Source organism: Streptomyces sp. NPDC059454, from assembly GCF_042749965.1.
Taxonomy (GTDB): domain Bacteria; phylum Actinomycetota; class Actinomycetes; order Streptomycetales; family Streptomycetaceae; genus Streptomyces.
Genome location: NZ_JBHYVC010000052.1, coordinates 42,473 through 54,089, shown reverse-complemented (window position 1 = coordinate 54,089; position 11,617 = coordinate 42,473). Strand labels below are relative to the sequence as shown.

The window sequence follows — 11,617 nt, the reverse complement described above, 5'->3', positions numbered from 1 at the left end:
CACCCTTTTTATTCCTCCGCCCACCCCCTTAATCACCACCCCATAAACCGTCGGCAGCGTTTTTTGTTTATAATCCCCCGCCCCCGCGCTGTCCGGGGCGCGGCCCCCGTCCGCACCGGCCGGCGCCCTCGCGCGAGAACCCTCAGAACTTGTTGCGCGGGGTGATCCCCAGGGACATGCCCGACAGGCCCCGCTGCCGCCCGCCCAGCTTGCCGGCGATCGAGCGGAGCGCCGAGCCCGCCGGGGAGTCCGGGTCGGACAGCACCACGGGCTTGCCCTCGTCGCCGCCCTCGCGCAGCCGGACGTCGATCGGGATGGCGCCGAGCACCGGCACGTTCGTACCGGTCGTGCGGGTCAGGCCGTCGGCGACCGACTGGCCGCCGCCCGTGCCGAACACGTCGACCATCTCGCCGCAGTGCGGGCAGGGCAGGCCGGACATGTTCTCGACCACGCCGACGATCTTCTGGTGCGTCTGCACGGCGATGGACCCCGCCCGCTCGGCCACCTCGGCCGCCGCCTGCTGGGGCGTGGTGACGACCAGGATCTCGGCGTTCGGCACCAGTTGGGCGACGGAGATCGCGATGTCGCCGGTGCCGGGCGGCAGGTCCAGGAGCAGCACGTCCAGGTCGCCCCAGTACACGTCCGCCAGGAACTGCTGGAGCGCGCGGTGCAGCATCGGGCCGCGCCACACCACCGGGGCGTTGCCCGGGGTGAACATGCCGATGGAGATGACCTTCACACCGTGCGCCGACGGCGGCATGATCATGTTCTCGACCTGGGTGGGGCGTCCGTCGGCGCCCAGCATGCGCGGCACCGAGTGGCCGTAGATGTCGGCGTCCACGACACCGACCTTCAGACCGTCGGCCGCCATCGCCGCCGCCAGGTTCACCGTCACCGACGACTTGCCGACACCGCCCTTGCCGGACGCGACCGCGTAGACCCGGGTCAGGCTGCCCGGCTTGGCGAAGGGCACCTCGCGCTCGGTCTGGCCGCCGCGCAGGGCGGTCGCCAGCTCCTTGCGCTGCTCGTCGCTCATGACGTCCAGCGTCACGTCGACCCGGGTGACGCCCTCGACCCGGGAGACCGCGTCCGTCACACGCTGCGTGATGGTGTCCCGCATGGGACAGCCGGAAACCGTCAGGTACACGGTGACCGCGACCGCACCGTCCGCACCGATCTCCACCGATTTGACCATCCCGAGCTCGGTGATGGGCCGGTTGATCTCGGGGTCGTTCACCGTCGCCAGTGCCTCGCGCACCGCGTCTTCCGTAGCCATAAGGACGATGGTACGGCGCCGGGTGCGCCCGCCGGTAAGGACGTCAGCGGTCGTCTGCGTCACGTCCCGGCGGGTGTTCCGCCCGCATCGCCGGGAAAGGGCCCTGATGGTCCTTGTGCCCGTTCTGTCGTCCCTCCAGCTCCTTGATCATGTCCTGGAGCTCCGAGCGGATCCAGTCCCGCGTGGCCACCTCTCCGAGCCCGATCCGCAGGGCGGCGATCTCCCGGGTCAGGTACTCGGTGTCCGCGATCGACCGCTCGTTCTGCTTGCGGTCCTGCTCCAGATTGACCCGGTCCCGGTCGTCCTGCCTGTTCTGCGCGAGCAGGATCAGCGGAGCCGCGTAGGAGGCCTGCAGGGACAGCATCAGGGTCAGGAAGATGAACGGGTACTCGTCGAAGCGCAGCTCCTGCGGCGCGGACACGTTCCACACCACCCACAGGATGATGACGAACGTCATCCAGACGATGAACCGTCCGGTGCCCAGGAACCGCGCGACGCTCTCCGAGAGCCGTCCGAAGGCCTCCGGGTCCCACTCGGGCAGGAAGCGGCGCCGAGGAGGGCGCGGCTGGTCCAGACGGGGCGTGCGCGGCCGTCCGGCCGCCGTGGCACCCGCCGGCACGCGCTCGCGCACGCCGTCGCGCTCAGGCACCATCGGTCACCACCCCCTCGTCGAGGTGGAACTCGGTCTCCCGCCAGTCCTCGGGCAGCATGTGGTCCAGTACGTCGTCCACCGTCACCGCGCCCAGCAGCGATCCCGCCTCGTCGACCACGGGCGCCGCCACCATGTCGTACGCGGCGAAGAACCCGGCGACCACGGGCAGCGCCGCGTCTGGATCCAGGGGCTGCAGGTCGGCGTCCAGGATCGAGCCGACCAGCGTGTACGGGGGGTCGCGCAGCAGGCGCTGGAAGTGCACCGTGCCCAGGTACTTGCCCGTGGGCGTCTCCTCGGGTGGACGGCAGACGTAGACCTGCGCGGCGTGTGCGGGGGAGAGGTCCGGCTCGCGGATGCGGGCGAGCGCGTCCGCGACGGTCGCGTCGGGCCGCAGCACGATCGGCTCGGTCGTCATCAGACCGCCCGCGGTGTGCTCCTCGTACGACATCAGGCGCCGCATGTCGGCCGCGTCGGCGGGCTGCATCAGGCTCAGCAGCCGCTCCTTGTCCGCCTCGGGCAGCTCGCCGAGCAGGTCGGCCGCGTCGTCGGGGTCCATGGCCTCCAGGACGTCGGCGGCGCGCTCCTCCTTCAGCTTGCCGAGGATCTCGATCTGGTCGTCCTCGGGCAGCTCCTCCAGCACGTCGGCGAGCCGGTCGTCGTCGAGGGCGGCGGCCACCTCCGCGCGCCGCTTGGGGGAGAGGTGGTGCAGGACGTTGGCGAGGTCGGCGGGGCGCAGCTGTTCGAAGGTGGCGAGCAGGTTCTCGGCGCCCTGCCCCTGCTCCTCCAGGGAGAACCCGGTGACCGCGGACCACTCGACGGTCAGCGCCTCGCCCTTGCCGCGCCGGAACGCGCCGCCCTTCTTCCCCTTGCGCACGAACACCCGGTCGATCTCCCACTCGCGGCGGGCCGGCAGCTGATGCACCGACAGGTCGAGGACGGTGACCTCCTCGCCGCTCTCCACGAGCGTCACCCGCCGGTCGAGCAGTTCACCGAAGACGAGCCGCTCGGTGGGCCGCTGCTCGAAGCGCCGCACGTTGAGCACTCCGGTCGTGATGACCTGGCCGGACTGTACGGCGGTCACCCGGTTCATGGGCAGGAAGATGCGGCGGCGGGTGGAGAGTTCGACCACCAGGCCGAGCAGTCGCGGCGGTCGCCGGCCCGGCCGCAGGATCACGACCAGATCGCGCACGCGCCCCACCTGGTCGCCGGCCGGATCGAAGACGGCGACACCGGAGACGTGCGAGACGAAGAACCGGGGGGCGCCCCCTGCCATGGTCGCCACTCCTTTCCGTGCGGGTGTTCTCGTCGCGGGTACCGCCTGCTGCGCTTGTTCTCCGAACTGCCCGCTCGGATGGGCTTCAGGCTAGCCCGTACCGATCGGCCGTGCGCCGGCGACCGGTCCGGACGGACTGGCTCCGTCCGGTCCATCCGGCCCCGGTACTCTGCGGTACGCCGTTCAGGTCCCCCGTCAGAGAGGCAGCCCACCTGTGATTCCGATCTACCGGGGCCGTTCCCGCAGGGCCGCGCTGGCCGGCGCCGTGTGCGCGCTGCTCGTGACGGGGACGGCGCTCACGGGATGCTCCGAGGACCCGAACGAGGGCACCAACGGTGTCGGCAGGCTGCCCGCCGACCAGATCCAGAGCAGATCCCAGAAGGCCGCCGAGTCGGTCGGCACCGTACGGCTGCACGGCACCGTGGTCACCCGCGGACGCACGTACACGCTGGACATGCGGTTGAAGGAGCAGGGCGGCATCGGCTCGGTCACCACCGAGGGGGAGACGTTTCGCCTGCTGCGGGTCGACGACGAGCTGTACCTGAAGGCCGGCGCCGAGTTCTGGGGACACGAGGACGGCGAGAAGGACGGCGAGGCGGACGCGGCGGCGGCCGACAAGCTCGCCGAGAAGTATGTGAAGGTGCCGCAGGACGATCCGTCGTACAAGAAGTTCATCGGCTTCACGGATAAGAATGTCCTCCTCGGCGGTCTGCTGACCCTGCACGGCAAACTGGCCACGGACGGCCACCACGAGCAGTCGGGCGTACGCACCATCCGCGTCACCGGCGACGAGGGCTCCGGCGGCACCCTGGACGTCTCGCTCGAGGGCAAGCCGTACCCGGTGCGCCTGGTGCGGGCCGGGAAGGCGGGCACCCTCACGTTCTCGTCCTGGGGCACAGACTTCGAGCTGAAGGAACCGGCCGAGGACGAGACCCTCGACTACGGCAAGCAGCTCCCGGCCTCTTAGCCCCGCCGCTTCTTCTTCTTGAACAGCAGCCGGGGCAGTCCCGCCGGGACGGGGCGCCGGGTCGTCACCGGCGTCGGCAGGGGGGCCTCGGCCAGGGAACCGTCGGGGAGCGGGGCCGTCGCCCCGGTCGGCTCCAGGCGCAGGACCCGGCACTCGCGGGCCCAGCGCCCGGTCATCGCCTCGCCGTCGGGCGCGTTGAGCCGCTTGCCCTTGAGTTCGGCGACCGCCGCCGCCCACTCCTCGGAACCGGACGGCAGCTCGACGACCGTCGCCGTCCAGGAGACCAGCCGGCCGCCCTTGTCCTTGCTGCGGACCGTCACCTCGGCGGACACGCCGGCGGCCAGCCCCGGCAGCGGCTGCTCCCCGGGCCCGTCGCCGACCACGCACGCGGCGCCCTCGTGCCACACGTGCCACAGCGCGCGGGCCGCGGCGCCGGGCCCCTTGACCCAGACGAGGCCGGACTTCTTCGTGGCCTCCTCGATGAGGGCCCGGTCGAGCGGCGCACTTGTCATGGGCCCAGCCTATCCGGGCGCCCTCACAGCCAGCCGTTGCGCTTCAGCGTCCGGTGGATGCCCAGACAGAGGGCCACCGTGATCCCCAGGACCATCGGGTAGCCGTACTTCCACCGCAGCTCGGGCATGTGGTCGAAGTTCATCCCGTACACCCCGCACACCATCGTCGGTACGGCGATGATCGCCGCCCACGAGGTGATCTTCCGCATGTCCTCGTTCTGCGCCACGGACGCCTGGGCGAGGTTGGCCTGGAGGATGGAGTTCAGCAGTTCGTCGAAGCCGATGACCTGCTCCTGCACCCGGGCCAGGTGGTCGGCCACGTCCCGGAAGTACTTCTGGATGTCCGGGTCGACCAGCCGCATCGGCCGCTCGCTGAGCAGCTGCATCGGCCGCAGCAGCGGGGACACGGCCCGTTTGAACTCCAGCACCTCGCGCTTGAGTTGGTAGATCCGGCCGGCGTCGGTGGCGCGCGGGGTGCCCTTGCGGCCCGGCGAGAAGACCTCCGTCTCGACCTCGTCGATGTCGTCCTGCACCGCGTCGGCCACCGCGATGTAGCCGTCCACCACGTGGTCGGCGATGGCGTGCAGCACCGCCGAGGGCCCTTTGGCCAGCAGTTCGGGGTCGTCCTGGAGGCGGTGCCGCAGGGCCCGCAGGGAGCCCTGCCCGCCGTGCCGGACGGTGATGAAGAAGTCCCGGCCGGTGAAGCACATCACCTCACCGGTCTCGACGACCTCGCTGCTGGCGGAGAGCTCGTCGTGATCGAGGTAGTGGACGGTCTTGAAGACCGTGAACAGCGAGTCGTCGTAGCGCTCCAGCTTGGGCCGCTGATGGGCCTGGACGGCGTCCTCCACGGCCAGCGGGTGCAGACCGAACTCCCGGGCGATACCGGCGAATTCGGCCTCGTTCGGCTCGTGCAGACCGATCCACACGAAGCCTCCGTCGCGGCGCACCAGCCGCATCGCCTCGTGCGGGGTGAGCGGGCCGCCCTCGGTCACCAGACGGCGGCCGTCGCGGTAGACGGCGCAGTCGACGACGGCGGTGGTCGTCGCGGGGTCACGGGTGGCGTCGTACGGGCTGCTCTCCTTGCGCAGCGAGACACGGGAGGAGGGACGGACCACGGCGCGCAGGTCGCGGATCATCGACATGACGGGCTCCTTCGCGGACAGGCAACGAAAGGCGCCGGAACGACGGGTGGAACAACCCGGAATGAGGACGTCCTGGACTGCGGATGTTTGGCGCGTCCACAAAGCGGGGAGCACCGCACCGTCGCGGTGGCGAGCTTCGTCGCTGATACAGCTACTGGGGCAGATCAGACAGAACGAAACGAAGTGCTCTTCCGATGAAGACGCGCGAGTGAAAGGCGGCAGCCAGACAGGAGCAGCTACATCAGTGGGCGGAAGAGCGGGTGCTACTGCACGGTCGACTTCGGTCCATGCCAGCCCCACCTCCTCCGGCCGGTCCCCCGTAAGGGACGATCCACAATCCCCTCGGGGGATTCCTCCCTCGAATGGGGAGCGTCACACGGGTGTTCGAGACGATCGGACGCTTCTGCGTGCTGCCCGAACCACCGGCCAAGCGTATCAGCCGACTGCGATGTCAAGGCTCTGCTTTGCCCGGTACTGACGAGTTCTATGCTCGCCGCATGGCTGATGTTCTTCCTCTGGTCGAGGCCCGGTTGTGCACGACACTGGGCGAACCGGACGCCCGCGCCGCGGTCACCTTCCTGGGCACCGACCGCGTCGAGGTGCTGCGCTTCCACGAGGGCGACATCGTGCGCTACGCCACCCTCGGCATGTCCGCGCGTCCCATGACCGACCCCACGGCGGTGATCGCGGACCCGGTCAAGGGCCCGCGCGTCGAGCTGGTGCTGTCCGTGCGGGGCGGGCTCGCCGACACCGACAAGGTGCTCCGCCCGCTCGCCGTGCTGGCCGCTTCCCCGCAGGTCGAGGGCGTGGTCGTGGCCCCCGGAGCCTCGCTGGACGTGGGCGAACCGCTGTGGCCCGGTGCCCCGTTCACCTCGGTGCTGGTCGCCGAGCCGGGCGGTCTGGTGGAGGACCTGGAGCTCGACGAGCCCCTGGACCCCGTACGGTTCCTGCCGCTGCTGCCGATGACCCCGAACGAGGCGGCCTGGAAGCGGGTGCACGGCGCCCAGGCCCTCCAGGAGCGCTGGCTGAACCAGGGCACGGACCTGCGGGATCCGTCCCGGAAGTCCGTCCCGTTGGCCTGACGCCGGCGGCTTGGACTCATCGCGTGGCGGGCGGCTCGTGGCGCGGTCACCGGAGCGCGTGGTCACGCGCGGTTGTCCGTTCCGTCCGAAAGATGTGTGCGCCGACCGGGTGATCGTCCTTGACGTGGCGCGGCAGGGGTAGGACCGTGGGACCCTATGAGGGGCGAACCCAGTTGCCCGAAGTGTGGTGGCCGGGTCAGGGCTCCCGGCCTCTTCTCGGATGCCTGGCAGTGCGATGTGCACGGCACGGTGCACCCGCTGCAGCCCGTGATACCGCCGAGCGTCGAGGCCCTCGAAGTCGTCGTGCGCCGTACGAAGGTGCCGGTGTGGATGCCGTGGCCGCTGCCGGTGGGCTGGCTGTTCACGGGCGTGGCCAGCGCGGGCGACGACCGCAGCGGGGGCCGGGCGACCGCCGTCGCGTGCACCGGGCCGGGACCGCTCGGCGGCATGGGTGAGCTCATCCTGGTCGCCGAGGAACTCGGCGTGGGCCTCGGCGCGCGGTACGCGGGCGTCGACGGCCCGGACCCGGGGCCGTACATGGACATCGAGAAGCCGGCCCAGGCCAAGGTGCTGGCCGCCGGCCGCCCGACCCCGCTCTGGCACGTCGCCAAGACACCGGACGACCGCGCCGTCTTCGCGGGCGAGGCGCTCGGGATGTGGCTGTGGGCGGTGGTGTGGCCGGAGCAGTCCGGGATGCTGATGTACGACGAACTGGTCCTCGCCGACCTGCGGGACGCGGGGGCCGAGGTGGAGCTGGTGCCCTGCGGCGCGCTGTCACCGCGTCTGCTGGAGGCGTAGACGCCGCACAGCGGGCCGGTAGGGGGCGCACGGCGGGTTCGGGTGTGACAGGGGTGTATGGAAATCCGGTTATCCTGGAGCGTCCCCGTCCGTCCGTCACCGCTTGGAGTAATGCGTCGTGCGTATCGATCTGCACACCCACTCCACCGCGTCCGACGGTACGGACACGCCGGCCGAACTGGTCCGCAAGGCGGCCGCCGCCGGTCTCGACGTCGTCGCGCTGACCGACCACGACACCACCCGCGGGCACGCCGAGGCGCTCTCCGTGCTCCCGGCGGGACTCACGCTGGTCCCCGGAGCGGAGCTCTCCTGCCGGCTCGACGGCATCGGCATGCACATGCTGGCCTACCTCTTCGACCCCGAGGAGCCCGCGCTGCTCGCCGAGCGCGAGCTGGTCCGGGACGACCGGGTGCCGCGGGCCCAGGGCATGATCGCCAAGCTGAACGCGCTGGGCGTGCCGGTCACCTGGGAGCAGGTCGCGCGGATCGCCGGCGACGGCTCGGTGGGCCGCCCCCACGTGGCCAGCGCCCTCGTCGAGCTGGGCGTCGTGCCCACCGTGAGTGACGCCTTCACCCGGGAATGGCTGGCCGACGGCGGCCGGGCCCACATGGAGAAGCACGAGACCGACCCCTTCGAGGCCCTGCGGCTGGTCAAGAACGCGGGCGGGGTCGCCGTCTTCGCGCACCCCGCCGCGAGCAAGCGGGGCCGGACCGTGCCGGAGTCCGCGATCGCCGAGCTGGCCGAGGCCGGCCTCGACGGCATCGAGGTCGACCACATGGACCACGACCCGGAGACACGGGCGCGGCTGCGCGGCCTCGCGAAGGAACTGGGGCTCCTGGTGACCGGCTCCAGCGACTACCACGGCAGCCGCAAGACCTGCGTCCTCGGCGAGTTCATGACGGACCCCGAGGTGTACGGCGAGATCACGCGGCGCGCGACCGGGGCGTTCCCGGTGCCGGGGACCGGCGGAGTCTGAGGATCCCCCTCCTCCCCGCACCTTTCTTCATTCCTTCCTCAGCAAGGCTGTCATGCTCGACGTCGCCGTCTTCGGCTCTCTCTTCCTGACCCTTTTTGTCATCATGGATCCCCCTGGGATCACCCCGATCTTCCTCGCCCTGACCGCCGGCCGACCCGCCAAGATGCAGAAGCGGATGGCCTTCCAGGCCGTCTGCGTGGCCGGTGGTGTGATCACCGTGTTCGGGCTGCTCGGCCACCAGATCCTCGCCTACCTGCACGTGTCGGTGCCCGCGCTGATGATCGCGGGCGGGCTGCTGCTCCTGCTGATCGCGCTGGACCTGCTCACCGGCAAGACCGACGAGCCCAAACAGACCAAGGACGTCAATGTCGCGCTGGTCCCGCTGGGCATGCCGCTGCTGGCGGGGCCGGGTGCGATCGTGTCGGTCATCCTCGCCGTGCAGAAGGCCGACGGTGTCACCGGGCAGGTCTCGGTGTGGTCGGCGATCCTCGCCATCCATGTCGTGCTGTGGCTGGTGATGCGGTACTCGCTGCTGATCATCCGGGTCATCAAGGACGGCGGCGTGGTGCTGGTGACGCGCCTGGCCGGCATGATGCTCTCCGCGATCGCCGTGCAGCAGATCATCAACGGCGTCACCCAGGTGATCCGGGGCGGCTGACCCCGGTGCCGGACGCGTGGAGCCCCGTACCGATGGCGGTACGGGGCTCCGGGGCGTACGTACTCGAGGGCCCGGCCCGTGCGGCCGGTGTCCCGCGTGCTGCGCGTTATGAGGCCGTCGTGTCGGCCGGGCGGATCCACAGGCGCTGTCCGATGGCGGCGGCCTGCTGAACGATGCGGTTGACGGAGGCGGCGTCCACGACGGTGGTGTCCACGGGTGTGCCGTCGACGTCGTCGAGTCGCATGATTTCGAAGCGCAAGGGGCTTCTCCCTTCGTCTGGTCATCCTCCTGAAGGAGAACTACTCGGTGGGTGGCGCACAGGCCGGTCGAGCCCGTGTTCCATGAAGAGTTCAACGGGACGCGTGATGCAAACATTCCCTATGCTAAAGAAAATTTTCGATTGACTAAATACTGACCGGTAAGGGTTTCGGAGGAGACCGACCGGGACCGGTTGTGTTCGTAGCGTGACCACCGGGACAATGGGGGCGATGAACGAAGACCTCGCGGCTCTGCACGCCCGTATCAACCGCACCAACGAGCTGCTCCAGCGCATGCTCGCCGAGGTGGCGAAGACGCCCTCGACCCACGCCATCTTCGTCGACGCGGGCTATCTGTACGCCGCCGCGGGGCGGCTCGTGGCCGGGACGGAGGACCGCCGGGCCTTCGACCTCGACGCCGAGGGACTCATCGACGCGCTCATCGACCGCGCCCGCACCATCTTCGCGGACAGCAGGCTGCTGCGGGTCTACTGGTACGACGGGGCCAGGCGCCGCATCCACACCGCCGAGCAGCAGTCCATCGCCGAACTCCCGGACGTCAAGGTCCGTCTCGGCAACCTCAACGCCAACAACCAGCAGAAGGGCGTCGACTCCCTGATCCGCAGCGACCTGGAGTCACTGGCCCGGCACCGCGCCATCAGCGACGCGGCCCTGCTCGGCGGCGACGAGGACCTCGTCTCGGCGGTCGAGGCGGCCCAGGGGTACGGCGCCCGGGTCCACCTCTGGGGCATCGAGGCGCCCGAGGGCCGCAACCAGGCCGAGCCGCTGCTCTGGGAGGTCGACAGCCAGCGCACGCTCGACCTGGACTTCTTCAAACCGTACGTCTCCCGGCGCACGGCACCGGCGTACGAGCCCGCGACGGGCCGGCCCGCCCGCGAGGACGTCCGGTTCGTCGGCGCGCAGATCGCCGCGAAGTGGCTGGCCGCGCGGGGCCGGGACACGCTGGTGGAACTGCTGCCCGGCCACCCCTACCTGCCCGGATCCGTCGACCAGGACCTGCTGGTGGAGGCGGAAGGGCTGCTGCAGTACTCCCTGCGCGGCCAGGCGGACCTGCGGCGCGCCCTGCGTGACGGCTTCTGGGACCACTTGCAGGCGCAGTACTGAGCAGCACTAAGGGGTGGCCGCGAGCCCGTCCCAGAAGTCGGCGAGGGCGCGGGCGGTCGGTGCGGGACGGTCGACGGCGGGCGAGTGCTCGGCCCCGTCGACGACGGTGCGGTGCGCCTCGAGGCGGAGGGCCATCTCGTCGAGGTCCGGCACCGGCCAGGTGTCGTCGCGCGCCCCCGACAGGACGTGGAACGGCAGGGGCACGGCGGCCAGTTCCGCGACCCGGTCCGGTTCCGTGCACAACTGCCTTCCGGTGGCCAGCAACTGTGCGGGGCTGGTGTTCGACCAGCGGCGCCGCAGGTGCTCCTGACCACCGGGCCCGCGCGCCGGACCGCCCACCTCCTCGGGTGGGCCCATGGCCAGGATCGTCTCCCAGCACTCCGCCATCGACATCACCGCGAGCGCGTCCCGCAGCAGCTTCACGCGCTGCTCCTGGGAGACGGAGATCCGTGCGGGGCCGGAGGAGACCAGCGTGAGCGAGCGGAAGGGGGAGCGGTCGAGGAGGACGGCGGCACGGGCGATCTGGCCGCCGAGCGAGTGTCCGACGAGGTGCACGGGCGCACCGACCGCGTTCGCCTGCGCGAGGACGTCCCGCGCCAACTCGTCCTGTGCGTAGGCGGATTCGTTGTCGGCGGGCCCGTCCGACTGGTACTGGCCCCGCCCGTCCACGGCGACGGTGCGGTAGCCGCGCGCGGCAAGCGGCTCGTGCACCAGCGTGAAGTCCTCCTTGCTGCCGGTGTATCCCGGCAGCAGCAACGCGACCCCCCGCACCGGGACTCCGGCGGCCGATGGCACGTCCACGACGGCGAACTCCCCGCGTGAGGTACGGAGTCGGTGGGCGCGGGCGCCGGAGGGCGGGGCGGAGGTGGAGTGGCTGGTCACGGGGTGAGGGTAGC

13 protein-coding genes are annotated in these 11,617 nt (G+C 70.8%); 6 read left to right on the top strand and 7 right to left on the bottom strand.

Annotation, left to right across the window (positions count from 1 at the left end; genetic code table 11):
• Positions 1-142: 142 nt before the first annotated feature.
• Genes ACFXAE_RS27730 through ACFXAE_RS27720 form a run of 3 tightly spaced genes read right to left on the bottom strand, consistent with a single transcriptional unit; the run spans position 143 to position 3,201 of the window.
• Positions 143-1,276, bottom strand: coding sequence for an Mrp/NBP35 family ATP-binding protein (locus tag ACFXAE_RS27730; RefSeq protein ID WP_384719630.1), 1,134 nt, complete (start codon positions 1,274-1,276; stop codon positions 143-145).
• Between the two features lie 43 nt (positions 1,277-1,319).
• Positions 1,320-1,928 (bottom strand): DUF1003 domain-containing protein, encoded by a 609-nt coding sequence (locus ACFXAE_RS27725; RefSeq protein WP_384719628.1) that lies wholly within the window; start codon positions 1,926-1,928, stop codon positions 1,320-1,322.
• Positions 1,918-3,201, bottom strand: a complete 1,284-nt coding sequence (locus ACFXAE_RS27720) for a magnesium transporter MgtE N-terminal domain-containing protein (RefSeq protein WP_384719626.1) — start codon at positions 3,199-3,201, stop codon at positions 1,918-1,920. Before ACFXAE_RS27720 ends, ACFXAE_RS27725 begins: the two co-directional genes overlap by 11 nt.
• A gap of 214 nt (positions 3,202-3,415) precedes the next feature.
• On the opposite strand from ACFXAE_RS27720, the gene ACFXAE_RS27715 reads away from it, so the two are divergent.
• Positions 3,416-4,168 carry a hypothetical protein gene (locus ACFXAE_RS27715; protein WP_384719624.1) on the top strand — a complete coding sequence of 251 codons (753 nt, stop codon included), beginning with the start codon at positions 3,416-3,418 and terminating at the stop codon, positions 4,166-4,168.
• On the opposite strand, the gene ACFXAE_RS27710 is transcribed toward ACFXAE_RS27715, so the two are convergent.
• Together ACFXAE_RS27710 and ACFXAE_RS27705 are read right to left on the bottom strand one after the other, a co-directional pair.
• The gene (locus ACFXAE_RS27710) at positions 4,165-4,680 is read right to left on the bottom strand and encodes a hypothetical protein (RefSeq protein WP_384719622.1); all 516 of its coding nucleotides are present in this window, start codon (positions 4,678-4,680) and stop codon (positions 4,165-4,167) included. The two genes, ACFXAE_RS27715 and ACFXAE_RS27710, sit on opposite strands and share 4 nt — an antisense overlap.
• Before the next feature lie 23 nt (positions 4,681-4,703).
• Positions 4,704-5,825, bottom strand: coding sequence for a magnesium and cobalt transport protein CorA (locus tag ACFXAE_RS27705; protein ID WP_384719620.1), 1,122 nt, complete (start codon positions 5,823-5,825; stop codon positions 4,704-4,706).
• A 497-nt stretch (positions 5,826-6,322) separates the two neighbouring features.
• On the opposite strand from ACFXAE_RS27705, the gene ACFXAE_RS27700 reads away from it, so the two are divergent.
• The 4 genes from ACFXAE_RS27700 (at position 6,323) to ACFXAE_RS27685 (ending at position 9,339) form a co-directional block, all read left to right on the top strand.
• Positions 6,323-6,907: a suppressor of fused domain protein gene (locus tag ACFXAE_RS27700; RefSeq protein WP_384719618.1), complete on the top strand. Its 585-nt coding sequence runs from the start codon at positions 6,323-6,325 to the stop codon at positions 6,905-6,907.
• 156 nt (positions 6,908-7,063) lie between these two features.
• On the top strand, positions 7,064-7,705 hold the full coding sequence (locus ACFXAE_RS27695) for a DUF6758 family protein (RefSeq protein WP_384719616.1): 642 nt from the start codon (positions 7,064-7,066) through the stop codon (positions 7,703-7,705).
• A 118-nt stretch (positions 7,706-7,823) separates the two neighbouring features.
• Entirely contained in the window at positions 7,824-8,681 is an 858-nt protein-coding gene (locus ACFXAE_RS27690) for a PHP domain-containing protein (protein ID WP_384719614.1), read from the top strand.
• Positions 8,682-8,733: 52 nt separating this feature from the next.
• A complete protein-coding gene (locus ACFXAE_RS27685; protein WP_384719612.1) occupies positions 8,734-9,339 on the top strand; it encodes a MarC family protein in 606 nt (201 codons plus the stop codon).
• 106 nt (positions 9,340-9,445) lie between these two features.
• Here ACFXAE_RS27685 and ACFXAE_RS27680 read toward each other — a convergent pair whose 3' ends face one another.
• A complete protein-coding gene (locus ACFXAE_RS27680) occupies positions 9,446-9,598 on the bottom strand; it encodes a hypothetical protein (RefSeq protein WP_155060754.1) in 153 nt (50 codons plus the stop codon).
• Between the two features lie 220 nt (positions 9,599-9,818).
• Here ACFXAE_RS27680 and ACFXAE_RS27675 point away from each other — a divergent pair, with 220 nt between their 5' ends.
• Positions 9,819-10,721: an NYN domain-containing protein gene (locus ACFXAE_RS27675; RefSeq protein WP_384719632.1), complete on the top strand. Its 903-nt coding sequence runs from the start codon at positions 9,819-9,821 to the stop codon at positions 10,719-10,721.
• 6 nt (positions 10,722-10,727) lie between these two features.
• On the opposite strand, the gene ACFXAE_RS27670 is transcribed toward ACFXAE_RS27675, so the two are convergent.
• Entirely contained in the window at positions 10,728-11,603 is an 876-nt protein-coding gene (locus ACFXAE_RS27670; protein WP_384719610.1) for an alpha/beta fold hydrolase, read from the bottom strand.
• Between the last annotated feature and the right edge of the window lie 14 nt (positions 11,604-11,617).

Excerpts from the sequence above, each read along its gene's own strand:
- ACFXAE_RS27705 (WP_384719620.1), bottom strand. The coding sequence starts at position 5,825 with ATGTCGATGATCCGCGACCTGCGCGCCGTGGTCCGTCCCTCCTCCCGT.
- ACFXAE_RS27710 (WP_384719622.1), bottom strand. The coding sequence starts at position 4,680 with ATGACAAGTGCGCCGCTCGACCGGGCCCTCATCGAGGAGGCCACGAAG.
- ACFXAE_RS27720 (WP_384719626.1), bottom strand. The coding sequence starts at position 3,201 with ATGGCAGGGGGCGCCCCCCGGTTCTTCGTCTCGCACGTCTCCGGTGTC.
- ACFXAE_RS27725 (WP_384719628.1), bottom strand. The coding sequence starts at position 1,928 with ATGGTGCCTGAGCGCGACGGCGTGCGCGAGCGCGTGCCGGCGGGTGCC.
- ACFXAE_RS27675 (WP_384719632.1), top strand. The coding sequence starts at position 9,819 with ATGGGGGCGATGAACGAAGACCTCGCGGCTCTGCACGCCCGTATCAAC.
- ACFXAE_RS27700 (WP_384719618.1), top strand. The coding sequence starts at position 6,323 with ATGGCTGATGTTCTTCCTCTGGTCGAGGCCCGGTTGTGCACGACACTG.
- ACFXAE_RS27695 (WP_384719616.1), top strand. The coding sequence starts at position 7,064 with ATGAGGGGCGAACCCAGTTGCCCGAAGTGTGGTGGCCGGGTCAGGGCT.
- ACFXAE_RS27730 (WP_384719630.1), bottom strand. The coding sequence starts at position 1,276 with ATGGCTACGGAAGACGCGGTGCGCGAGGCACTGGCGACGGTGAACGAC.
- ACFXAE_RS27685 (WP_384719612.1), top strand. The coding sequence starts at position 8,734 with ATGCTCGACGTCGCCGTCTTCGGCTCTCTCTTCCTGACCCTTTTTGTC.